Annotated in this window: 20 protein-coding genes; 9 read left to right on the top strand and 11 right to left on the bottom strand. The window is 73.6% G+C overall.

The genetic code is table 11. The annotated features are described in order from the left end of the window. Positions 1 to 139: 139 nt before the first annotated feature. Genes AC07DF_RS21655 through AC07DF_RS21645 form a run of 3 tightly spaced genes read right to left on the bottom strand, consistent with a single transcriptional unit; the run spans position 140 to position 7,177 of the window. Positions 140 to 1,108, bottom strand: coding sequence for an ABC transporter ATP-binding protein (locus tag AC07DF_RS21655; protein ID WP_478973585.1), 969 nt, complete (start codon positions 1,106 to 1,108; stop codon positions 140 to 142). Beyond that, on the bottom strand, positions 1,105 to 3,840 hold the full coding sequence (locus AC07DF_RS21650) for a thioesterase domain-containing protein (protein ID WP_478973582.1): 2,736 nt from the start codon (positions 3,838 to 3,840) through the stop codon (positions 1,105 to 1,107). The genes AC07DF_RS21655 and AC07DF_RS21650 overlap by 4 nt, the downstream gene beginning before the upstream one ends. Position 3,841: 1 nt before the next feature. Continuing rightward, positions 3,842 to 7,177, bottom strand: coding sequence for an FtsX-like permease family protein (locus AC07DF_RS21645; RefSeq protein WP_478973579.1), 3,336 nt, complete (start codon positions 7,175 to 7,177; stop codon positions 3,842 to 3,844). A gap of 135 nt (positions 7,178 to 7,312) precedes the next feature. Between AC07DF_RS21645 and AC07DF_RS21640 the strand changes: the two genes are divergently transcribed. Both AC07DF_RS21640 and AC07DF_RS21635 read left to right on the top strand, forming a co-directional pair. Further along, the gene (locus AC07DF_RS21640; protein WP_478973576.1) at positions 7,313 to 8,044 is read left to right on the top strand and encodes an ABC transporter ATP-binding protein; all 732 of its coding nucleotides are present in this window, start codon (positions 7,313 to 7,315) and stop codon (positions 8,042 to 8,044) included. A 30-nt stretch (positions 8,045 to 8,074) separates the two neighbouring features. After that, positions 8,075 to 8,800, top strand: a complete 726-nt coding sequence (locus AC07DF_RS21635) for a vWA domain-containing protein (protein WP_478973573.1) — start codon at positions 8,075 to 8,077, stop codon at positions 8,798 to 8,800. Between the two features lie 2 nt (positions 8,801 to 8,802). Here the strand turns inward: AC07DF_RS21635 and AC07DF_RS21630 are convergent, their stop codons facing one another. Beyond that, on the bottom strand, positions 8,803 to 9,669 hold the full coding sequence (locus AC07DF_RS21630) for an aldo/keto reductase (RefSeq protein ID WP_478973570.1): 867 nt from the start codon (positions 9,667 to 9,669) through the stop codon (positions 8,803 to 8,805). Positions 9,670 to 9,728: 59 nt separating this feature from the next. Between AC07DF_RS21630 and AC07DF_RS21625 the strand changes: the two genes are divergently transcribed. Together AC07DF_RS21625 and qcrB are read left to right on the top strand one after the other, a co-directional pair. Continuing rightward, positions 9,729 to 10,070, top strand: a complete 342-nt coding sequence (locus AC07DF_RS21625; protein WP_478973567.1) for a MerR family transcriptional regulator — start codon at positions 9,729 to 9,731, stop codon at positions 10,068 to 10,070. 100 nt (positions 10,071 to 10,170) lie between these two features. Next, the gene (qcrB, locus tag AC07DF_RS21620; protein ID WP_478973564.1) at positions 10,171 to 11,829 is read left to right on the top strand and encodes a cytochrome bc1 complex cytochrome b subunit; all 1,659 of its coding nucleotides are present in this window, start codon (positions 10,171 to 10,173) and stop codon (positions 11,827 to 11,829) included. Here the strand turns inward: qcrB and AC07DF_RS21615 are convergent. After that, positions 11,801 to 12,868, bottom strand: a complete 1,068-nt coding sequence (locus AC07DF_RS21615; RefSeq protein WP_478973561.1) for an acyl-CoA dehydrogenase family protein — start codon at positions 12,866 to 12,868, stop codon at positions 11,801 to 11,803. The two genes, qcrB and AC07DF_RS21615, sit on opposite strands and share 29 nt — an antisense overlap. Continuing rightward, on the bottom strand, positions 12,868 to 14,007 hold the full coding sequence (locus AC07DF_RS21610; protein ID WP_478973558.1) for an acyl-CoA dehydrogenase family protein: 1,140 nt from the start codon (positions 14,005 to 14,007) through the stop codon (positions 12,868 to 12,870). Before AC07DF_RS21610 ends, AC07DF_RS21615 begins: the two co-directional genes overlap by 1 nt. Positions 14,008 to 14,054: 47 nt before the next feature. On the opposite strand from AC07DF_RS21610, the gene AC07DF_RS21605 reads away from it, so the two are divergent. The 3 genes from AC07DF_RS21605 to AC07DF_RS21595 are packed head-to-tail and all read left to right on the top strand — an operon-like array spanning position 14,055 to position 16,652. Beyond that, the gene (locus AC07DF_RS21605; protein ID WP_478973556.1) at positions 14,055 to 14,843 is read left to right on the top strand and encodes an SDR family oxidoreductase; all 789 of its coding nucleotides are present in this window, start codon (positions 14,055 to 14,057) and stop codon (positions 14,841 to 14,843) included. A gap of 13 nt (positions 14,844 to 14,856) precedes the next feature. After that, positions 14,857 to 15,471: a TetR/AcrR family transcriptional regulator gene (locus AC07DF_RS21600; protein ID WP_478974628.1), complete on the top strand. Its 615-nt coding sequence runs from the start codon at positions 14,857 to 14,859 to the stop codon at positions 15,469 to 15,471. Between the two features lie 23 nt (positions 15,472 to 15,494). Next, positions 15,495 to 16,652, top strand: coding sequence for an acetyl-CoA C-acetyltransferase (locus AC07DF_RS21595; protein WP_478973553.1), 1,158 nt, complete (start codon positions 15,495 to 15,497; stop codon positions 16,650 to 16,652). Here AC07DF_RS21595 and AC07DF_RS21590 read toward each other — a convergent pair. Genes AC07DF_RS21590 through AC07DF_RS21575 form a run of 4 tightly spaced genes read right to left on the bottom strand, consistent with a single transcriptional unit; the run spans position 16,636 to position 20,008 of the window. Then, the gene (locus tag AC07DF_RS21590; protein WP_478973550.1) at positions 16,636 to 17,685 is read right to left on the bottom strand and encodes an NAD(P)H-dependent flavin oxidoreductase; all 1,050 of its coding nucleotides are present in this window, start codon (positions 17,683 to 17,685) and stop codon (positions 16,636 to 16,638) included. The two genes, AC07DF_RS21595 and AC07DF_RS21590, sit on opposite strands and share 17 nt — an antisense overlap. After that, the gene (locus AC07DF_RS21585; RefSeq protein WP_478973547.1) at positions 17,685 to 18,425 is read right to left on the bottom strand and encodes a CoA-transferase subunit beta; all 741 of its coding nucleotides are present in this window, start codon (positions 18,423 to 18,425) and stop codon (positions 17,685 to 17,687) included. Before AC07DF_RS21585 ends, AC07DF_RS21590 begins: the two co-directional genes overlap by 1 nt. After that, positions 18,422 to 19,258, bottom strand: coding sequence for a CoA transferase subunit A (locus tag AC07DF_RS21580; RefSeq protein WP_478973544.1), 837 nt, complete (start codon positions 19,256 to 19,258; stop codon positions 18,422 to 18,424). Before AC07DF_RS21580 ends, AC07DF_RS21585 begins: the two co-directional genes overlap by 4 nt. Beyond that, a complete protein-coding gene (locus AC07DF_RS21575) occupies positions 19,259 to 20,008 on the bottom strand; it encodes an enoyl-CoA hydratase family protein (RefSeq protein ID WP_478973541.1) in 750 nt (249 codons plus the stop codon). It abuts the gene before it with no gap. Between the two features lie 55 nt (positions 20,009 to 20,063). Between AC07DF_RS21575 and AC07DF_RS21570 the strand changes: the two genes are divergently transcribed. After that, positions 20,064 to 20,804 carry an SDR family oxidoreductase gene (locus AC07DF_RS21570; protein WP_478973538.1) on the top strand — a complete coding sequence of 247 codons (741 nt, stop codon included), beginning with the start codon at positions 20,064 to 20,066 and terminating at the stop codon, positions 20,802 to 20,804. Between the two features lies 1 nt (position 20,805). Next, entirely contained in the window at positions 20,806 to 21,786 is a 981-nt protein-coding gene (locus AC07DF_RS21565) for an SDR family oxidoreductase (RefSeq protein ID WP_478973535.1), read from the top strand. A 152-nt stretch (positions 21,787 to 21,938) separates the two neighbouring features. Here AC07DF_RS21565 and AC07DF_RS21560 read toward each other — a convergent pair whose 3' ends face one another. Further along, positions 21,939 to 22,829 (bottom strand): hypothetical protein, encoded by an 891-nt coding sequence (locus AC07DF_RS21560; RefSeq protein WP_478973532.1) that lies wholly within the window; start codon positions 22,827 to 22,829, stop codon positions 21,939 to 21,941. Positions 22,830 to 22,930: the final 101 nt, after the last annotated feature.

Below are 22,930 nucleotides of genomic sequence, written 5' to 3'. Positions count from 1 at the left end.
CCCGCCGTGTGCCTGCCCCAGCGGCCTCGGTTTCTCCAGGTTTCACTCGTCCCCCCACGCATTTCACGAGTAGGACATCATCGCAGAGCGTGGGGGCCGTGGTGCCGTCCTTCCGGCGGCCGGCCGGTGTCGCAGGTCCTCAGCCGTTCCCGCTCCCGTTCCGGTCCGGCCAGACCTGGATGTGGTCCTCCTCCAGCTCCAGCAGCACCCGGTCCGCCATGCCCAGCGCCGTCGTGTACTCGTCCGGCAGCTGCAGGCGGCCCGCGCGGTCGAGCATCGCGTACTCGCGGGCCACCAGGGACTCCTGGCCCGCCTCGTCGACCTCCGTGCGGCGCAGTACCTCCGTCGAGGTGCGGCCGTCGCGGATGGCCACCGTGCGGCGGACCTCACCGGCGACCGCCTGGTCGTGCGTGACGATGACGATCGTCGTGCCCAGCTCCTCGTTGGCCCGGCGGAACGCCGCGAAGACCTGCTGCCCGGTCGCCGAGTCCAGTTCGCCGGTCGGCTCGTCGGCCAGCAGTACGGCGGGTGCGTTGGCCAGGCCGACGGCGATCGCGACGCGCTGCTGCTGACCGCCGGACATCTGCCCCGGACGCCGGTCCCGGCAGTCGGCGACACCGAGCATGGCCAGCAGGTCGTCCGCCCGTCCGGCCCGTTTCCGGCGCGAGCCGCCCGCCAGTTGCATGGGCAGGGCGACGTTCTGCGCCGCCGTCAGATAGGGCAGCAGATTGCGTGCCGTCTGCTGCCAGACGAAGCCGACCACCTCGCGCCGGTATCGCAGCCGCGCCTTGGCGTCCATCGTCAGCAGATCGCGGCCCGCGACCCTCGCGGCGCCCGCGGTCGGGACGTCCAGGCCCGCGAGGATGTTCATCAGCGTCGACTTGCCGCTGCCGGACGCCCCCACCAGGGCCATCAACTCGCCCTCCCGCACCAGCAGATCGAGCCCCTGGAGCGCCTGCACCTCCATGGCGTCCCCGCCCCCGCGCTTGGCGAAGATCCGCACCAGCCGGTCGCAGGCGATCAGTGCGTCGTGCCCGTAGGCGGGCCGGTCGCGGTGGTGCGCCGCGCGCCGCTCCAGCTCCGCCAGGGACTCCGTCGTACCGCTCATCGCATGTCTCCTGCCCTGAGGTGAGTGATCGGTGTCCGGCGGCCCGCCCACCAGGCCTGTGCGACGGCCACCGCCCCCGCCAGCAGCACCGCGCCGGCGGCGGGCAGGGCCAGCGACCACACATCGGCCCGCAGCGCGGCACCCCCCGGCGCCGTCACGACGGACGCGTCGGGCAGCGCCAGCCGGTCCAGGTCGATGCCGGGGGCGAGCAGCCCCACCGTGGCCCAGCCGACGGCCATGCCCCCACCGGCCGCGAGCAGCGCCAGGGGCACCGCCTCCAGGCCGAGCAGCTGCCGCCCCTGGCGGGCCGTCAGGCCCAGGGTGCGCAGCCGGGCCAGCAGCGCGGCCCGTTCCGGAGCGGACCGCAGCAGACCGAGCACCAGGGCGAGCAGGGCGTACCCCGCGCCCGCCACGACGGCCCAGACGTAGATCCGCTCGGCGCCCGCCTGCAACGGCGAGTCGGACAGCGCCGCGCGTTCCTCGCCGCGCACCGTCACGGACAGGTCCGCCCCGGTGCCGCTCATGGCCGCCCGCAGCGCCTTCGTGTCGATCCCCGCTCCGGTCGCCAGCAGGGTCGAAGCACCTGCGGAACCCTTCAGCCCCGCCGCGTCGACGAGCAGGAACTCGCCCTCGGGGACGGCCGGGGTGCGGGGACGCACCGCCGTGATCCGCACCGTGACGGCTCCGTCCGGCAGCACGATCCGGTGCGGGGTCCGCCCCAGCCGCTCGGCGACATCGGGGGAGGAGACGGCGTTCAGCACCTCGCTGTCGGCCCTCAGCCGGTCGGCCGTGAAACCCCCGAGTCCCGTCTGCCCGGCCAACTCCGCGTACCTCTGCGGGTCGACCTTCACCACGGGAAGCGACCGCGTCTCATCGGACTCGCGCTCCGCGGCGTACTCGATGCCCACGGCCGTGACCTGCCGTACACCCGCGACCTCCCGAACCGTCCGCTCGAGACCCGCAGGCAGCGGGCCGCCGTCGGTCGTGGAGATCCGTGCGTCCGCGCCCGTCTCCAGCAGCGCCGCCCGGTCCCGGGCGTCCGCCACGCCCGCCAGCACGGAACCCCCGAACGCGGCCGTCGTCAGCGCCGTCAGCAGGGCGAGCAGCGGCAGCGCGGCGACCGCCGCCGGTGAACGGCCCGCGCGGGCCAGCGACAGGAACCCGACCACGCCGCGCAGCCGCCCGGCCGGGCCGGCGGCCCACCGCAGGGGCAGCGGACACAGCCGTACGAGGACCAGCGCGGCGACCAGACCGACGAGCACCGGGGCGGCGCTCACCAGCAGATCGCCCGATCCGGCCGTACCGCGGCGGCGCAACGCCGCCACCGAGCCGACGGCCAGCACCACCAAGGTCAGTTCGGCGACGGTCCGGCGCCCGCCGGGCCTGGCGTGGGTGAGGTCGTCTCGCTCCCGGTGCGCCCGCGGCCTGCGATGCGCCACGGCCGCGCGCACCGGCAGCCCTCCACAGGCGAGCAGGGCCACGGCGCCCGCCCCGAGCACGGCGGGCAGCGGCCGGGCCCCGTCCACGGCGAGTACGGCGAGCAGCAGACCGCAGGCCGCGGCGGGCACCGCCGGTACCGCGGTCTCGGCCAGCAGCCGCCCGGCGATGCCGCTCAGGGAGCCGCCCCGGGCCCGCAGCAGGGCGAGTTCGACGTCGCGGCGGGCGGCGGCCACACCGGCGCTCATCACCAGGACGACGACGGCGACCGCGGCGATCCCGAAAGCCGCGACGGCCACCACGGGCGTGATCGCGTCACGGGTCGCCGCGTAGGAGTCGACGACCCGCTCCAGGCCGGTGGACAGCTGCGCCGTCGGACCGGCGGCCCCGCGCATCCGCACCAGCCCGGGCCCGTTCTCCAGGGACGCGACCCCGTCGACGAGTGCGGGGGCGTCCCCCGCGGTGAGCTTCCCGGCCGCGGGCGCGAGCCGCCAGTACCTCTCCGGCTCGCCCTGGCCGTCGAGCAGCGCCGGTGCGGCCCCGGGCGCCAGCAGGACGCCCGCCTCCCAGTAGAACTGCGGCGGCCGTGCGCCGTTGCCGGCCAGGGCCGGTGTGCGCAGGATCGGTTCCGCGGACCAGTAGCTCCGCTGCGGGTGCCGGGGTTCGAGGACGCCCGTGATCCGCACGGTCAGCGGCCCGCCGGGGAAGCCGGCCAGGGTGAGCTCGGAGCCGGCCCGCAACCGCAGCGTGCGGGCGGTCTCGGCGGTCACGGCGCCTTCCACCACCCGGGTGTCCACGGTCACCGATGTGCCGGCGGTGGGCAGCCGGCCCTCCCGCACGGTGGCGTGGCCGGCCGCTCCCGACTGCGCGAACAGGGTGAACCGGGGCGGCAGCCCGTCGGGCCGGGGCAAGGACGCGTCCAGGGCCTCCAGGCTCTTCGCGGTGCGCACCCCGTACGCCGACTCGGCCGGGTCCGCGCGCAGCGGTTCGGGCAGCAGCGACCGCGCCGTGCCGTCGATGGCCGCGAGTGCCTCCGGCCGGACCGCGTTCGCACGGGCCTCGTCGGGCCGTTCGAGACCGGGTGCCGGTGCCTTCAGCTCCAGCACGGTGGACTCGGGGGCGGCGGTGGTGAGGGCCTCACGCAGCCCGTCCGTCTCGTACGCCTCGACGGCCCGGGGCAGGACGGCCGCGAGGAACGCCGTGACCAGCACCAGCAGACCGAAGGCGACAGCGGACACCGGAGCGGTCCGCAGCCGGGTCCGCACCCAGGGCGCGCCCTGTGCGTCCTTCGGCATCTCAGTCCTCCCCCTGATGGCGGAGCGCGACCGCCGGCTCGGCACGGCGCAGCGCCGACGCGGCGGTGATCAGCAGCAGCGGGGCGGCCACGCCCGCGACGAGCAGCGCCACCCGGAACAGCGGCAGTTCGACGAGGACGGGCGGGACCGGCCGCGCCGCGTCGGAGGTCAGCACGATCAGCGGGACGACGGCCCGGGTCAGGACGGCACCGAGACCGAGCCCGGCGAGCAGGCCGACGCCGATGAGCAGGCTCTGCTCCGTGGCGACCAGCCGGGCGAGATCCCGTCGGGGCGCGCCCAGCGCTCGCAGCACCGCGAACTCGGCCGACCGCTCCCGCCGCGCACCGGCGGCGCTCACCGCGAAACCCCCGGCGGCGAGGAGGGCCGCGGCCACCGCCACCGCCGTCAGCGCCGAACGCGGCCCGGAGCCGAGGGGATCCCGCAGCAGCTCGGCCGCGGTCTCGTCCCGCACGAGCACCTGGCTCGATCGCAGGTCGGGGCGCGCCCGCAGCGCGGCGGCGATCTCGGCGGCCTTGCCCGGGCCGGCGCTCACCCACCACTCGGTGGGGGAGAGCGGCGCACTGGCCCGCTGGGCCAGCACGGCGTCGACGGCCCGCAGATCAAGCAGCAGCGCCCCGCCGGTCACGGCTTCTCCCGCCAGGCCGGTGGCGGCGGTGGGCAGCTCCTCGACCGACCGTACGATCCGCACCCGCAGCTCCTCCCCGGACAGCGGGACGTCGATGGTGTCGCCGGTCTCGGCCCCCGCCGCCCGCAGGAAGCCCCGGGTGGCGACGGCGGCGAGGTCCCGCGGTGTTTCGGCCCCGGTGGTGCCGACGCGGACGGTGTAGATCGACGGGGCGATGAAACTCTCGTCGCTGCCGGCGCCGGTGCCGTACGACACGGCCAGCGGCGCGTTCCCCGACGCGGCGGGCCTCGCGGCCTCGCGGGCGACGACCTCGCCGTTCTCCGTCACGACCTCCTCGCCCTGCCAGCGTGTCCCGGCGGGTACCGGGACGGTCCGCGCGGAGTCGTCGCGTCCGGTGGCCAGCAGCCGTTCCACGGTGAACCGGTGTCTCTCGGAGCGGCCGACGGGAGAGGTGTCGTCGAGCTGAAGTCCGGTCACCCGCAGTGGTCCGGCCGGGGCGGCGCGGCGGCCCGTCGCCGTCACGTCCAGGTCGAGGGTGATCCGGTGCGCCCGGCCGTCCACCGGGACGTTCCCGGCGCCCAGCCGGTAGCCGATGCCGTACCGGTCCTCGACGACCACCGTGAGCTGGGGCGCGCGGCCGGAGGGGGAGCGTCCCGTCCGGGTCCCCGCGTCGGTGATCCGCACGTCGAGGCCGAGCCGCCGGGTGCCCTCGGGGAGCCGTACCGCGCGGTGGGTGTCCGGCGCGGGCGGTGCCAGGGCCCGCAGCAGTTTCGCCGGGGGCTCGTCGGCGAGATCGCCGCGCATCAGCATCCCGTCCCCGGCGTGGCCGGTGTCCAGGGCGAGGACCGTCGCCTCACGGTCGCGGGAGAGGGCCAGGGTGGCGCGGTGCGCGGGAGCGGCGTCCCGGGATCCGGGCAGCGCGGCGTAGAGACCGGTCTGCCCGGGGCTGCCCGGCCGGTAGTCGAGGACCCGGAGGGAGGCGCCCGTCCTGAAGTCGGCCTGGTCGTCCTGCGACCGGTCCCAGGACGCGCCGTGCCCGATCGCCAGCATTCCGGTCGCCACGGCGATGACCAGCAGCAGCACCGGACCCGCCCCGCGCAGCGGACGCCGGCTGAACTGCCACCCCGCCAGCGCCGCCGGCAGCCCGCGCCCGCTCGCGGACCGCCGCTCCGCGAGCCGGGCCGCGAGCGGCAGCAGACGCAGCGTCAGGACCGTGCCCGCCAGCAGCGCCAGCGCGGGCGCCGCGACCAGCAGCGGATCGATGCCCAGCTCCCCGGCCCGGTCCCGGCTCAGCACTCCGCCACCGGCCGCGTCGGTCTGCCGGCCGAGTTGCCAGTACGCCACGCCCGCGATCAGCAGCAGCGCGACGTCGGCTCCGGCGCGCACGGGCGCGGCCGACGTCGCGGCCCGGACGCGCCGCAGCCGTACGGGCGTGCTCGCCGTCGCCGCCAGCGCGGGTGCCACGACCGCCACCGCGCACGCCGCCGCCACCCCGCCCGCGACCAGCCAGACCCGGCCCGCCGGGACGGCGTCGAGCCGCAGCCCGATCCGGTCGAGCGAGGACCACCGCGCCAGCAGCCGGGCCAGCGGGCCGGACAGCAGCGCGGCACAGACGGCGGCCGGCACCGCGAGCAGCAACGCCTCCAACGCGGCCAGCCCCGCGATCCGGCCGCGCGATCCGCCCCTGGCCCGCAACAGCTCGGTCTCGCCCGCCCGCTCGCCGTCCAGCAGCCGGGCCACCAGCAGCAGCGCGTACCCGGCGAGCAGCACCAGCTGCACGGAGACGATCATCAGCGTCGACCGGGCCACCAGCAGGGCCCGCCCGGTCCGGTCGAGCACCTCGGGGAGATCGGTGCGCACGTCCGCCTCACCCCCGAGCGCCGGGTCCTCGCGCAGCGCCCCGGCCGCGCGCACGGCGGCCGCGCGGAGCGCGCCGATGCTGTCGGTGGTGACGGTCCGGTAGTCGGCCGTCGCCACCCAGCCGGTGCCGTCCGCGGAGACGCGGCCGGAGGCGAGCACCGACGCGTCGGCCAGCAGCGGCCCGTACGTGGTGAAGGCGACGGTGCGCACGCCCTGGCCGCCGAGGGTGTCCGCCTGCCAGTAGGGATCGGTGCTGTCGGCCGCCCGGTACACGCCGCTCACCCGTACCCGGAGCGGCTCGCCGCCCAGCCGGTCGGTGAGCGTGACGCGCGCCCCGGGCCGCAGTCTCAGCCGGTCGGCCGCGGCCTCGGGAAGGGCGACGGGCACGGCTTCGCCGCGCGCCGCCGGCGCGGGGCCCGGCAAGCTGCCCGAGACCAGCCTGATCCGCGACCGGTCCAGGGCGGCGAGGTGCGTGAGGTCCGGCTCCCCGGCGCGCCTGTCGGCGTCCTGGAGGGAACGGGGCAGCGCGTACGGCCCGGACCGCTCCAGCGCCCGCACGGTCACCGGCAGCCCGCCGAACGCCTCCCGCGCTCCGCGCACCACCGCCCGCCGCGCAGCGTCCCGTCGCTCCCGGGGCACGTCCGCCTCGATGACGAGGGAGGCGGAGGCCGCGGCCCGTCCGCTCAGGGTGCCGCGCAGCGCCGCGTCCCCGACGGAGCCGGAGAAGGCCGTGAGGGCGGCGAGCACCGAGGTGGTCAGCAGGACGGCGAGCAGGGCGGCGGTGAGGAGCGGCCGGTGCGCCCGCAGGCGCAGCAGCAGTAGGCCCGTCACGCTTCCCCCACCCCCGTGGCAACCGCATTCCCCAACTCGGCATGCATATCACGGAGTTACCTGCCAGGCACATGCGTTCGAGCGTGGGTTGTTCCACCCTTGACCATCCGGACCGGTTCCGTATGAGATGCGGTGATGACCGAGAACACCAGCCCGGGGCCCGGCGCCGCCCTCGCCGACGACCCGTCCGGCGAGCCGATGCTGCGGGTGGCGGACCTGCACCATTCCTACGGCACGGGTGCCGCGACCGTGCACGCGCTGCGCGGGGCCTCCTTCGCCGTCCGGCGAGGTGAACTGGTCGCCCTCAAGGGCCGTTCGGGCTCCGGCAAGACGACGCTGCTCCATATGATCGGCGGACTGGACTCCCCGCAGAGCGGCCGTGTCGTCGTCGACGGCACCGATCTGTCGGCGCTGAGCGGGAGCGAGCTGCTGGAACTGCGCCGCGACCGGATCGGCTTCGTCTTCCAGTCCTTCGGGCTGATCCCCATCCTCACCGCCGCCGAGAACGTGGGCGTGCCGCTGCGGCTGCGCCGGGCCGAACCGCGCGAACGCGAGGAACGGGTGGCGCTGCTCCTGGCCCTGGTGGGCCTCGCCGGCCACGAGACACAGCGGCCCGCCGAGCTCTCCGGCGGGCAGCAGCAGCGGGTAGCCATCGCCCGCGCCCTCGCCAACCGCCCGGCCCTGCTGCTCGCCGACGAGCCGACCGGCCAGCTCGACGCCGCGACCGGCCTGGCGGTGATGGAACTGCTGCGGGCCGTGGTCCGCAGCGAGGGCGTCACGGCCCTCGTCGCCACCCACGACCCCCAACTCCTCGGCCTGGCCGACCGGGTGCTGGAACTGAGCGACGGAGTGGTCGTCGAGGGCTGAGGGCTCCGCCGGAAGTGGGAGGGTGGGGCCATGGTCGCGATCAGTCTGAGCAAGGTCCAGGAGACCGCCCCCACCCTGGTGAGCCTCTACAAGAGCGCCGGTGTGTCCCTCACGAAGCACGGCCTCGACGGGCTGCGGGCCGCGGTCTATCTCGTGGTCGACTACTCCGGCTCGATGCGGCCGTACTACCGGGACGGCAGCGTGCAGGCGCTCGCCGACCGGGTGCTCGGGCTGTCGGCGCACCTCGACGACGACGGCGTCGTGCCGGTGGTGTTCTTCTCCACCGACGTCGACGCCGAGACCGAGATCGCCCTGGCCGGCCACGAGGGACGGATCGACCGGATCGTGGCCGGGCTCGGGCACATGGGCAAGACCAGCTACCACCTGGCCATGGACGCCGTCATCGACCACTACCTCGACAGCGGGGCGACGCAGCCCGCCCTCGTGATCTTCCAGACCGACGGCGGCCCCATCAACAAGCTCGCCGCCGAGCGGTATCTGTGCAAGGCGGCGAGGCTGCCCCTGTTCTGGCAGTTCATCGGCTTCGGCGACCCGGGCAGCAAGCAGTTCGACTTCCTGCGCAAGCTGGACGAGCTGGCCGTGCCGGGCAAGCGGATCGTCGACAACGCCGGTTTCTTCCACGCGGGCGAGGACCCGCGGAAGGTGCCGGACACCGAGTTGTACGACCGCCTGGTGGGTGAGTTCCCCGCGTGGCTCGCGTCGGCCAGGGCGGAGGGGATCGTGCTACCGGCCTGACGTCACGCGTCCAGGCGGTTGAACTGGTCCTCCGTGAGGGTGAGTTCGAGGGCGGCCGCGTTCTCCGTGAGATGGGCCGGGGACGAGGTGCCCGGGATCGGGATCACGTTCGGGGCGCGGTGCAGCAGCCAGGCGAGAGCGGTCTGGGCCGGGGTCGCGCCCAGTTCCGCGGCGACCTGGGCGACGGAACCGTCCGTCCGGGCGTGCTCGCCCATCGCCACCGGGAAGTACGGCAGGAACGCGATCCCGAGCGCGGCCGTGCGGTCGACCACCGGATCGTGGCCCCGCGTCGCCAGGTTGTAGACGTTCTGCACGCTTGCGATCGGCGCGATCGCCGAAGCCGCCTCAAGCTCCTCCACCGTCACCTCGGACAGCCCGATGTGCCGGATCTTGCCCTCCTCCTGGAGCCTCTTCAGCGCGCCGACCTGGTCGGCGAGCGGGTACTCGGGGTCGATCCGGTGCAGCTGGAACAGGTCGATGCGGTCGGTGCGCAGCCTGCGCAGGCTCAGCTCGGCCTGCTGGCGCAGATAGGCCGGGTGGCCGTGGGTGATCCACTCCGTGGGGCTCGGGCGTACGACCCCGGCCTTCGTCGCGACCACGATGCCGTCGCGGTACGGGTGCAGAGCCTCGGCGAGCAACTCCTCGTTGGTGCCGAGGGCGTAGGCGTCGGCGGTGTCGAAGAAGGTCACACCGAGATCGACCGCCTTGCGCAGCAGGGCGATCGCCTCGGGGCGGTCGGTGGGCGCGGTCCAGATGGGGGCGGTCATGCCGGAGCGCTCGTGCGGGGCGTTCGCCAGGCGCATCGCGCCGTACCCGATCCGCCGTACCGGGAGGTCGCCGCCGAGCTGGAATATCGTCGTGTTCGTCATGGCTGGGACGCTATGAGCTCACATGGATGTGAGGTTCAAGCCGATGTGAGGGGGTTCACTTGAAGATCGGGCAGCTCTCCCGGGAGACCGGCGTCAGTGTCCGGCTGCTGCGCTACTACGAGGAACAGGGGCTGCTCGACGCCGACCGCACCCCGGGCGGCCAGCGGGTGTACGCCGACGACGCGCCCGTGACCGTACGCCGTATCCGGACGCTCCTCGACGCGGGCCTGCCCACCCGGGTGATCCGGGAGGTGCTGGACTGCGTGTGCGGTGCCGCCACCGAGATCGAGCCGTGCATGACCCCTTTGCTCTTGGACCAGCTGAACGGCATCGAGGAACGTATCGCCCGGTTGGAGGACTCGCGCCAGTCGCTGAACCGCCTCCTCGCCCCCTTGGCCTAGCCGCCCCCTGGTCCCCTTGGCCTAGCCCCCTCCTCGCCCCGTTTGCACCGTCGCGATGCCGTGCCACGCTGGGAAGGATCCGACGGGGAGGCGACGACGTATGGGCGACGACGGCGCACGACGGGTGTACGGGACGGCCTCCGCTCGCAGGAGACCTCCCGCCGGCAAGGGCGAGCAGCTCGCCGACTGGGCGGACGGACGGCTCGGGCTCTACGGGCTGGCCAAGGCCAACATGCGCAAGGTCTTCCCCGACCACTGGTCCTTCATGCTGGGCGAGGTCACCCTCTACAGCTTCGTCGTGCTGATCCTCACGGGCGTCTACCTCACCCTGTTCTTCGAGCCCAGCATGCAGGAGGTCGTCTACAACGGCTCCTACACCGAGCTCAACGGCGTCCTCATGAGCAGGGCCTTCGAGTCCACGCTGGACATCAGCTTCGACGTGCGCGGCGGCCTGCTGATCCGGCAGATCCACCACTGGGCGGCGCTGGTCTTCATCACCGGCATGCTGGTGCACATGATGCGGGTGTTCTTCACGGGCGCCTTCCGCAAGCCGCGCGAGCTCAACTGGGTCTTCGGCTGGACCCTGCTGATGCTCGGCATCATCACCGGCCTCACCGGCTACTCGCTCCCCGACGACCTGCTCTCCGGCACCGGCATCCGCTTCGCGCAGGGCGCGATCCTGTCGATCCCGATCGTCGGGACGTATCTGTCGTTCTTCCTCTTCGGCGGGGAGTTCCCGGGCGAGGACATCATCTCCCGGCTGTACCCGGTCCACATCCTGCTGCTGCCCGGGATCATGCTGGGCCTGGTCACCGCCCATCTGATCCTGGTCTTCTACCACAAGCACACCCAGTTCCCGGGCCCCGGCCGCAAGGAGCGGTCGGTCGTCGGGATGCCTTTCCTGCCGGTCTACATGGCCAAGGCGGGCGGCTTCTTCTTCCTCGTCTTCGGCGTCCTGACGGTGATGGGCGCGCTCGCCCAGATCAACCCCGTGTGGGCCTTCGGGCCCTACCGCCCCGACCTGGTCACCACGGGCGCCCAGCCCGACTGGTACCTCGGGTTCTCCGAGGGCCTGATCCGGGTGATGCCGGGATGGGAGATCAACCTCTGGGGCCACACGCTCGTCCTGGGCGTGTTCATCCCCTTCTCGCTCTTCCCGCTGATCCTGCTCGCCCTCGGCCTCTATCCCTTCATCGAGGCGTGGATCACCGGCGACAAACGCGAGCACCACATCCTGGACCGGCCGCGCAACGCGCCCGTGCGCACCGGCCTGGGCGTGGCCTGGCTGACCCTGTACGCGGTGCTGCTGATCGGCGGCGGCAACGACATCGTGGCCACCCATCTGCATCTGTCCATCAACGTGATCACCTGGTTCGTGCGGATCGGTGCCTTCGTGCTGCCCGTCCTCGCCTTCATCGTCACGAAGAAGATCTGCATGGGCCTCCAGCGCCGCGATCGCGCCAAGGTGCTGCACGGCAGGGAGACGGGCACGATCAAGCGGCTGGCGAACGGCGAGTACATCGAGCTGCACGAGCCCCTCGCGCAGAGCGAGCTGTTCACCCTCACCCAGCACGAGCAGAACCCGCCGTACGAGATGGGGCCCGAGGTCGACGAGGGCGGGGTCCGCCGCAAGGTCAAACGGTCCGAGCGGCTGCGGGCCCGGCTCGCGAAGGCCATGTTCGGTCCCGACGCGCGGATCGAGAAGCCGACGGTGGAGGAGTACCGGGAGATCACCAGCGGCGATCACCAGCCGCACTGACGACCAGGGCCCGGCACTCCCCGGGGTCGCCCCAGGCGGTGCGCAGGGCCCGGGCCTTGGTCAGCCACAGCGACAGGTCGTACTCCGCCGTGTAGCCGATCGCGCCGTGCAGTTGCAGCGCGGTACGGGCGGTGCCGTACGCCGCCTCGCACGCGGCGACCTTGGCGGCGGCGACATCGGCCGGGCGCATGGTCAGCGCGGCGCCGAACACCAGCGGGCGCGCGAACTCCAGGGCGATCTTCGCGTCGGCCAGCCGGTGCCGGACCGCCTGGAACGAGCCGACGGGCACCCCGAACTGGCTGCGCTGCTTGACGTACGCGACGGTTCTGTCGAGCAGCGCGAGGCCTACGCCGAGGGCCTGGGCGGCGGTGGCGAGCCGGGCCCAGGCGAGGGCCTGGTCCGTGGCGGTGCCGAGGGCCTCGCCGCCGGGGGAGAGGGGGGTGAGACGACGGGCGGGGTCGAGGGAGGGGCGGACGGGGCCGTGGCCTGGGGAGATCCGTATGCGGTCGTCCGCCCAGGAGAGACGGAGGGTGGCTGCGTCGCCGTCGAGGGCGTACGGGCCCTGCGGGGGCTGTGGCCGGGGCGGGTGATGAGGTTCATGCGACGTATGCGGTCCATGCCCGCGCTTCGGCCGGGGGCCGTGCGTCCCCCGCGGCGCGCCCGGGCCGGGCGGGGCCACCGTCGCCATCGTCCTGCCGGACGCCAGTCCCGGCAGCAGCCGCTCGGCGATCCCCGGCCCGGCCCCCGCGAGCAGCACCGCCGCCGTGATCGTCTCGACCAGCGGCCCCGGTACCGCGTGGCGGCCCAGCTCCACGAACGCGACGGCCGATTCGACCGGGCGCGGGCCCAGCCCCTCGTACGCCTCCGGGATCGCCAGCGCGAACACCCCGGCCTCCGCGACCCGGGACCACAGCACCCGCCCTCTCGCATGGTCGCCCCGGCTCCAGTCCCGGACCACCGCCGGGGTGTCGGCCGCCGTCAGCAGGGCGTCCAGTGAGGCGGAGAAGGCGCGTTGCTCGGGATCGAGGAGGAAACGCATCAGCGGCGCCCCTTCGGCAGGCCGAGCAGGCGCTCGGCGATGATGTCGCGCTGGATCTCGTTCGTGCCCGCGTAGAGGGGCCCGGCGAGTGCGAAGACGTACCGCTCCGCCCAGTCGGTGTCCGCCATCTCACCCTCCGGGCCGAGGAGGTCGAGGGCCGTCTCCTGCAGCGCGAGGTCCAGTTCGGACCAGAAGACCTTGTTGAGGCTCGCCTCCGGGCCGACCGTCTCGCCGTCCAGGAAACGGGCGGCCACCGCGTACGTGAAGAGCTGGTAGGCCCGCGCGCCGATCAGGGCGTCGGCCACCCGGTCCCGCGCCGGCACCGCACGGCCCCGCTCCCGCCACAGCCCCTCCAGCCGCCCGGCGGCGGCGAGGAACCGGCCGGGGGAGCGGAGCATCAGCCCGCGTTCGTTGCCCGCCGTCGACATCGCGATCCGCCACCCCTGGCCGGGTGCGCCGATCACGTCCTCGTCGGGCACGAAGACCTCGTCGAGGAACAGCTCCGCGAACGCCGGCTTGCCGTCCAGACGGGCGATCGGGCGGACCGTGACACCGGGGGCGCGCAGGCCGAACATGAGGTACGTCAGGCCCTGGTGGGGTCTCGGGGTGTCGGGGTCGCTGCGGAACAGGCCGAAGGCGCGGTCGGCGAACGCGGCGCGCGAGGACCAGGTCTTCTGCCCGCTCAGCAGCCAGCCGCCGTCCGTGCGCACGGCCCGCGCCCGCAGCGATGCCAGATCCGACCCGGCCTCGGGCTCCGACCAGGCCTGCGCCCAGATCACCTCGCCGGAGGCCATCGAGGGCAGCACCCGTGCCCGCTGCTCCTCGGTGCCGTGGTCGAGGAGGGTCGGGGCGAGCAGCTGGATGCCGTTCTGGCTGACCCGTCCCGGGGCGCCCGCCGCGTAGTACTCCTCCTCGAAGAGCAGCCACCGCAGCAGACCGGAGTCCCGTCCGCCGTACGCCGACGGCCAGTTGACCACCGACCAGCGGTCCGCGGCCAGCTCCGCCTCCCAGGCGCGGTGCGCGGCGAAACCCTCCGCGGTCTCCAGCGAGGGCAGCGGCTCGCGCGGCACATGCGCGTGCAGCCACTCCCGCGCCTCGGTGCGGAACTCCTCGTCCGCCGGGGAAAACGCGAGGTCCACGACCACCCTCCTTCCCTAACAAGTGTTTGGTAGGTTAGCGTGAGCCCATGACAGACGTCGAGAGCCCGACGTACGTGCCCGGTCACGGCCTGCTGACGGGCCGGACCGCCGTCGTCACCGCGGCGGCCGGCGCGGGGATCGGCGGGGCCACGGCGCGGCGCCTCCTGGAGGAGGGCGCGCGCGTGCTGATCAGCGACGCGCACGTGCGGCGGCTCAAGGAGCACGAGGCGGAACTGGCCGCCGAGTTCGGGCAGGCGTCGGTCTCCGCCGTGCCCTGCGACGTCACCGACGAGACGCAGGTGCGCGCGCTCTTCGACACGGCCGTACGGGAGCACGGCCGCCTCGACGTCGTGGTCAACAACGCCGGTCTCGGCGGCACCGCGGATCTCGTCGACATGACCGACGACCAGTGGTCCCACGTCCTGGACGTGACGCTGAACGGCACGTTCCGGTGCGTGCGGGCCGCACTCCGCCATATGAAGGAGACCCATGGCGGCGTGATCGTCAACAACGCCTCCGTCGTCGGCTGGCGCGCCCAGGCCGGGCAGGCCCACTACGCCGCCGCCAAGGCCGGCGTGATGGCCCTGACCCGCTGCGCGGCGCTGGAGGCGGCCGGTTACGGCGTACGGGTCAACGCCGTCTCACCGAGCCTCGCCATGCACCCGCACCTGGTGAAGGTGACCTCGGCGGAGCTGCTGGAGGAACTGACCGCGCGCGAGGCCTTCGGGCGGTACGCCGAGCCCTGGGAGGTGGCCAATGTGATCGTGTTCCTGGCCTCGGGCTACTCCTCGTACATGACGGGCGAGGTCGTCGCCGTCAGCAGCCAACACGCCTAGGACAATGAACGATGTGCCAACCAAGAAGAAGCCCCAGGTGAGCCCCGCAGCGCCCGCGCGCCGCACTGAACTCCTCGGCACCGCCGCCGAGGTCTTCGCCGAGCAGGGCTACAACGCCACCACCGTCCGCAAGATCGCGGACCACGCGGGCATGCTCGCGGGCAGCCTCTACTACCACTTCGACTCCAAGGAGTCGATGCTGGAGGAGATCCTCCGCACTTTCCTCGACGAGCTCTGGGACGGCTACGACGCGGTCCTGGACGCCGGGCTCGGCCCCCGCGAGACGCTTCAGGCCCTGGTCACGGAGTCGTTCCGGGAGATCGACCGGCACCGCCCGGCCGTCGCGATCTACCAGAAGGAGAGCAAGCAGCTCGTGGCGCAGGAGCGGTTCGCCTTCCTCGCCGAGTCACAGCGCCGATTCGAGAAGGCGTGGCTGTCCACCCTGGAGCGCGGCGTCGCCGAGCGGGCCTTCCGCGCCGATCTCGACGTCCGGCTCACCTACCGGTTCGTGCGCGACACGGTGTGGGTCGCCGCGTCCTGGTACCGCCCGGGCGGACAGCACAGCCCGGAGGAGATCGCCCGGCAGTACCTGTCGATGGTGCTGGACGGGATCGCCGTACGCGAATAGCCATTGTCTGCGAGGGAGTCGTCATGGCCGAGGCCTATATCGTCGAAGCGGTGCGGACGCCCGTCGGGCGGCGCGGAGGAGGACTGAGCGCGGTCCATCCGGCCGACCTCGGCGCGCATGTCCTCAAGGAGCTGATGAGCCGCTCGGGCGTCGACCCGGCCGCCGTGGAGGACGTCGTCCTCGGCTGTCTGGACACGGTCGGGCCGCAGGCCGGGGACATCGCGCGCACCTGCTGGCTCGCGGCCGGACTGCCCGAGGAGGTGCCGGGCGTGACCGTCGACCGGCAGTGCGGCTCCTCGCAGCAGGCCGTGCACTTCGCGGCACAGGCCGTGCTCTCCGGCACACAGGACCTGGTGGTCGCCGGCGGTGTGCAGAACATGTCGATGATCCCCATCGCCTTCGCCACCCGGCAGGCCGCCGAACCCCTGGGGCTGACCCAGGGGCCGTTCGCCGGCAGCGCGGGCTGGCGGGCACGGTACGGGGACAAGCCCGTGAACCAGTTCGTGGGCGCCGAGATGATCGCCGCGAAGTGGGGGATCAGCAGGCGGGACCAGGAGGAGTTCGCGCTGCGGTCCCACCAGCGGGCGGCGCGGGCGATCGACGAGGGCCGCTTCGGCCGAGAGACCGTGCCGTACGGGGAGGTCACGGCCGACGAGGGCCCCCGCCGGGACACCTCCCTGGAGAAGATGGCCGGGCTCGAACCGGTCCTCGACGGCGGCACGGTCACCGCCGCCTGCTCCTCGCAGGTCTCCGACGGGGCGGCGGCGATGCTGCTGGCCTCCGAGCGGGCGGTGCGCGACCACGGGCTCACCCCACGCGCACGCGTGCACCATCTCTCGGTGCGCGGCGAGGACCCGATCCGGATGCTCACCGCCCCGATCCCGGCCACCGCCCACGCCCTGAAGAAGACCGGCATGGCCATCGACGACATCGACCTCGTCGAGATCAACGAGGCCTTCGCCCCGGTCGTCCTGGCCTGGCTGAAGGAGACCGGCGCGGACCCGGACAAGGTCAACGTCAACGGCGGTGCCATCGCCCTGGGCCATCCGCTGGGTGCCACGGGCGTGAAGCTGATGACCACCCTGCTGCACGAACTGGAGCGCACCGGCGGCCGGTTCGGCCTGCAGACCATGTGCGAGGGCGGCGGACAGGCCAATGTGACGATCATCGAGAGGCTGTGAGCAGCGTCAGCGTCCCGTCCGCCTCCCTCATGATCCGCTCCACCAGCTCCGCGCACGACGGCAGGTCGTCGATCACCCCGGCGACCTGCCCGGACGCCATCACTCCCAGGTCCGTACGGCCGTCGACCATCGCGGACCTCAGCAGCATCGGCGCGTTCGCGGCGCGCAGCACCTGACTCCACGACAGGTCCTTGCCGTGCCTCATGGCGAGGCCGTCCCTCAGCATCCCGCGCCAGGTCGTGCCCGACAGCCGGCGGAATCCGGACGCGTGGCGCAGCGCCTGCAGCAACGCGCGCGTCCGCCCCGCCTGCTCCAGGGCACCGACGAACTCCGTCCGCAGCATGCGGTGCGGCAGCCCGTCGACGGCTCTCGTCACCGTCACATCCCGCACCGTCGCCGCCAGATACCGCGCCTTCACCGCGTCCGGCACGGTCGAGTCCGAGGTGAGCAGGAAGCGCGTGCCCATCGCCACGCCCGCCGCCCCGTAGGCGAGGGCCGCCACCAGCCCGCGTCCGTCGAAGAACCCGCCCGCCGCCACCACCGGTATGTCCACGGCGTCGACGACCTGCGGCAGCAGCACCGTCGTCGCCACCTCTCCGGTGTGCCCGCCGCCCTCCGTGCCCTGCACAAGCACCGCGTCCGCGCCCCATGCCGCGACCTTCTCGGCGTGCCGCCGCGCCCCCACGGTCGGCAGGACGACCACCCCGGCCTCCTTGAGCTCGCCGATCAGCTCCCGGGAGGGGGCCAGGGCGAAGGAGGCGACCCGGACGCCCTCGTCGATCAGGATCCGCACGCGCTCGCCCGCGTCCGCCGCGTCGGCGCGCAGGTTCACCCCGAACGGCGCGTCGGTACGGGCCCGGACCTCCCGTACGGCCGCGCGCAGCTGGTCGAGCGTCATCGTCGCGGAGGCCAGAATGCCGAGGGCACCCGCGTTCGCCGTGGCACTGACCAGGCGCGGGCCCGCCACCCAGCCCATCCCGGTCTGCACGATCGGATGGCGGACGCCGGTCAGCCGGGTCAGTGCCGTCTCCATCACGAGGCGACCTCCCGGGCGCGGGTGCCGGCCGGGTCGACGACCTCACGGATCAGCCGCAGCTCCTCGGCGGTCGGTTCACGGGTCGGCGGCACCTCGTCCGGGACGGTCAGCTCGAAGCCCGTCGCCTCCCTGACCTGCTCCACCGCGACGCCCGGATGCAGCGAGGCCAGCCGCATCGAGCGGTCGGGAGTGGCGAAGTCGAAGACGCCCAGGTCGGAGACGACCCGTGGGATGCGGTGGTGCCGCGCACCGGCCGCACGGTCGTACCCGACGCCGCAGACCATGTCGACCCGCTCGACGAAGATCCGCCGGGAGTGCCTCGGGATCCAGTAACTGGTCGGGTTGTTGAGCGTGTTGACCGGTGCGCCGCGCACCCCGAGCAACTGCCGCTCGGGCCGCTCCCAGTCGCCGATGCAGGAGATGTTCTGATTGCCGAACCGGTCGATCTGGCTCGCGCCCATCATCACGTGCCGCCGCCCGCCGGTGACCCAGGCCAGGTGCTGCCGGTACGGCAGCCAGCCCTCCGCCGTCCCGTCCGGGCGGACCAGCGTCGCCTCGCCGTCGGTCAGCAGCAGGTCGGGCGCGAAGGTGAGCCGGGCGAGCCGGGCGCCGACGGAGGGGATCAGCCCCATGGGACTGGCGAGCACCTCGCCGTCGCCCCGCCAGGCCTCGGCGCAGGCGATCACGCAGTACTCGGCGCGGGTGGGCCCGGCCACGGCCCGGGTGGGCGACGTCATGTCCCCTCCTCCACGGCCGACCGGTAGGCCCGCTCGTCCCCGGCGAGGAACCGGGCCGCGAATTCCGGCCAGGGAGTGGTCGCGTAGGTCTTCTGGAAAGCCTCGTCCCGGCCGTAGTCGGGCGCGCAGGACGTGAAGTGCGCCCCGTTGGGAGCCTCGACCACGCCGGTCACCGTGTGCCGTTTGACCAGCAGGGTCTGCGGTGCCGCCGCCTTCGTCAACTCGGCCGTGTCGACGATCCGTTCGCAGCTCAGGTACGCCGTGTCCGCCGCCTCGCAGAACAGGTCGTCGAAGTAGGGGTCCGGGCCCAGGTACTGGCCGTTGCCCAGCCGGTCGGCGCGGCTCATGTGCACCAGGGCCGCGTCGAGCCGCAGGGCGGGCATCGCGACGAAGGTCTCCCCGTCCTCGTACGGCGAAGTGACCGTCCGCAGGCCGGGGTTGACCCGCATCACGTCCGAACCGAGCCCGGCCCGCACCGGCAGGAACGGCAGCCGGTTCGCCGCCGCGCGCAGCCCCCACATGAACATCGCCTCGTCGATCTCCGTCAGTTCGAAGTCGCCCCGCTCGCGGGCCGCGCGGTAGTGCGGCTCCAGGGGGATCGAGTCGAGGGTGACGAAGGCCGCGACCAGCTTCCGGATCCGCCCGGCGGCGGCCAGCATGCCCACGTCCGGGCCGCCGTACGAGACGATCGTGAGATCGGTGATCCCGGACCGGAGCACCGCTCTCACCAGGGCCATCGGCTTGCGGCGCGAGCCCCAGCCGCCGATGCCGAGGGTCATGCCGCTGTGCAGACGGGAAACGGCCTCGTCGGCGGTCATCGTCTTGTCGCTCACCTACGCACCCTCCTTCTCCTTCCCGAAACCGGCCCGCACCCGGTCGGCCACCCCGCTGAGGCCCGCCTCGAAGGTGAAGCCCTGCTCGAAGCGGTAGCTGCGGCGCACGTCGACGGGGTCGATGCCGTTGATGGCGGCCTTGGCCAGGCGCAGCAGCTGCCCGTCCTTCGCGGCGATCTCGCGCGCCAACTCCATCGCGGCGGCCGTCAGTTCCTCGCGCGGCACGACCCGCCACACCGAGCCGTGCGCGTGCAGCTCGGCCGCGCTCGCCGTGCGGGAGGTGTAGTACAGGGCGCGCATCAGGTGCTGAGGGACCAGCCGGGCCAGATGCGTGGCCGCGCCCAGGGCGCCCCGGTCCAGCTCGGGCAACCCGAACACCGCGTCCTCGCTCGCCACGATCGCGTCCGCGTTTCCCACCAGGCCGATGCCGCCGCCCAGACAGAAGCCCCGCACCGCCGCCACGACGGGCACCGCGCAGTCGTACACCGCCGCGAAGGCCTCCGCGCAGGCGCGGTTGACGCCGATCAGCGCGCTGTTCCCGTCCCGCTGTATCTCCTTGATGTCCACGCCCGCGTTGAACCCCCGCCCCTCGGCCGTCAGCACCACGCACCGCACCCCCGGGTCGCGCCCCGCCGCGCGCACCGCTTCCGCCAGCGCGAACCAGCCGGCCACCGGCAGTGCGTTCACCGGCGGGAAGTCGACCGTGACAACGGCTATGCCCCTTTCCACGCACGAGGTGGAGACACCCATGGCCGCATCAGCTACCTTTCCACCAAACGTTTGTTAGGTGGAAAGGTAGCAGCGAATGGAGCTGGACGGGAAGGTCGCCGTCGTCACGGGCGGCACCCGGGGCGTCGGTGCCGGTATCGCGCGTGCCTTGGTGCGGGCGGGTGCGAAGGTCGTGGTGTGCGCCCGCCGCGCCCCGGAAGTGCCGCGGCCCGGGACCGAGTTCGTGCCGCTGGACGTCCGTGACCCCGAGGCGGTCCGCCGCGTCCTCGCCGGCCTGCCCCGGATGGACGTCCTGGTCAACAACGCGGGCGGCGCACCGCACCGGTTGCTCACCGCGGCCGACGCCGAGCGGCACGCGCGCGTGGTGGAGCTCAACCTGGTGGCTCCGCTGACCGTGTCCCTCGCCGCGTACGAGCACCTGCGGCGCACCAAGGGCTCGATCGTCATGATCGGCAGTGTCAGCGGCGGCCGCCCCTCGCCCGGCACCGCCGCCTACGGTGCCGCCAAGGCCGGCCTGGAGAGCCTCGCCCGCTCGATGGCCGTGGAGTGGGCGCCCGACATCCGGGTCAACACCCTCGTCGTCGGCATGGTCCGCACCGAACTGTCCCACCTCCACTACGGCGACCGGGACGGCATCGCCGCCGTCTCCCGCACCGTCCCGCTCGGCCGTCTCGCCGAGCCGTCCGACGTCGGCGCGGCCGCGGTATTCCTCGCCTCCGACGCCGCCGCCTACATCACCGGGGCGAGCCTGCTCGTCCACGGGGGCGGGGAGCGCCCCGCCTTCCTGGACGCCGCGACCGCGAACAAGGAGCTGTGAGATGAGCGCAATCCACGACGGACGGGTCGTCGTCGTCACCGGCGCCGGACGGGGGCTCGGCCGCGCGCACGCCCTGGCGTTCGCCGCCGAGGGCGCCCGGCTCGTCGTCAACGACCTCGGCGTGGGCCTCGACGGCACGCCCGGAGCCGACGGCACCCCCGGGGCCGACGGCACACCTGGAGCCGGCGGCACACCTGGAGCCGACGACACACCGGGCCCCGGCAGCCGCCCGGCCGCCCGGGTCGCCGAGGAGATCCGCGGGGCGGGCGGTGAGGCCGTGTCGCACGCCGGTGACATCGCCACGACCGAGGGCGCCGCCTCGCTGATCCGGACCGCCCTGGAGACGTACGGCCGGCTCGACACACTCGTCAACAACGCGGGCTTCCTGCGTGACCGGATGCTGGTCAACCTCGACGAGGACGACTTCGACGCCGTCGTACGCGTCCACCTCAAGGGCCACTTCCTGCCCCTGCGGCACGCCGCCGCACACTGGCGGGCCGAGGCCAAGGCGGGCCGCCGGCCCGAGGCCCGCATCGTCAACACCAGCAGCGGCGCCGGTCTGCTGGGCTCGGTCGGACAGGGCAACTACAGCGCCGCGAAAGCCGGCATCGTCGCCCTGACACTCGTCGCGGCGGCCGAACTGCGCCGCTACGGCGTCCAGGTCAACGCGATCGCCCCCGCCGCCCGGACCCGGATGACGGAGCGCGCCTTCGCCGACACCATGGCGGCACCCGGCTCGGGCTTCGACACGATGGCCCCGGAGAACGTCTCGCCCCTGGTCGTCTGGCTCGGCTCGGCCGCGAGCGCCGGGGTGACGGGCCGGGTCTTCGAGGCGGAGGGCGGCCGGATCACGGTGATGGAGGGATGGCGGCCGGGGCCGAGCGCGGACAAGAGGGAGCGGTGGAGCCCGACGGAGGCGGGGGAGGCGGCCCGCAAGCTGCTGGCGGAGGCGGAAGAGCCCGGGGCCGTCTACGGGGCGTAGGAAAGACGAGGGTTCCTCTTGCCCAACCGATTCGGGCGGGGGGTGGGCACAGGCCGGGGCCTGGGGGCGGAGCCCCCAGCACTCACCCGCGCACCCGCACCCCAGCGCACCCGCGCACCCGCACCCCAGCGCACCCGCGCACCCGCGCACACCTACGTGTCGCACTCCAACACACTCCGGCACAACGCACACCGCGCCCGAACCCGCCCCCGCACCGGCACCCGAATCCGCTGATGACAGGTAGGGCACGGAAACGACACGCGCAACCGCCCACCCCCATCGGGAGAGAACTGGTACCGCACACCCGGCTGCGGCGGCGGCCCCGCCGGGGCGTGCCGCCGGTCCCGGGCGTACCGCCGCCGCCCCGCCCACCCCGCCGCCGTCAGCGGCGGCTGCTGCTCATCGCGCCGGGCCAGCTCCATCCCCTTCACATACGCCGTGTACGCCTGAGCGCTGGTGAACCACACCGACGGGTCCTCCCCGAAGAGCAGCGCCCGCTTGGCCAGCACGTACCCGAACTCCTCCGGCGTCAGATAGCCCAGCTTCTGCGACGACGCCCCGTCCTCCCGGAACGCGTCCAGCAGCAACCAGCCCGCGCCCAGATACGTCGTCGCCGTGTCCGTCAGGATCTCGTTGTCCGGGACGCCCGGGAAGGACAGGTCGAGGCGGTGCAGGTACACATGCATCACCTCGTGGGCGAGCGCCGCCCCGATGTCCCGCCGATGCGTACGGAACCGGTCGTTCAGCTCCACGAAGTACTCCGGCCCCGCCGCGAGCTCGACGTTCGCCGCGTGCCGCATCTCCCGGAAGCTCACAATCAGCCGGGCGTCCGGAAGCCGGTAGTGCCGCACCAGCTCGTGCGCCACCCGCTGCGCCCCCAGATACAGGTCGTCGGTGTCGCAGAACGCCACATCGGCGGGTACCACGCTGGTCGCGAACGTCTGGACGGTGTCGTACGACAGGCGCTTGTACAACGCCGTGATGGCGGCCCGCACCGTCTCCAGATGCGGGTAGCCGTGCTCGACCGGCCCGTCGTTCGCCACGCCTCACCCCCAAGACGCCCCTGAACCCGGTTCCACTGTACGAAAGTGTGACGGTCACGGGGCCGCGCCGCCGCCGCGAAAACCGGTCGTCCCGCCCGGAC

The sequence above is a fragment of the Streptomyces sp. NPDC044719 genome (genome assembly GCF_056433405.1).
This window is presented reverse-complemented; position numbering and strand designations above follow the sequence as displayed.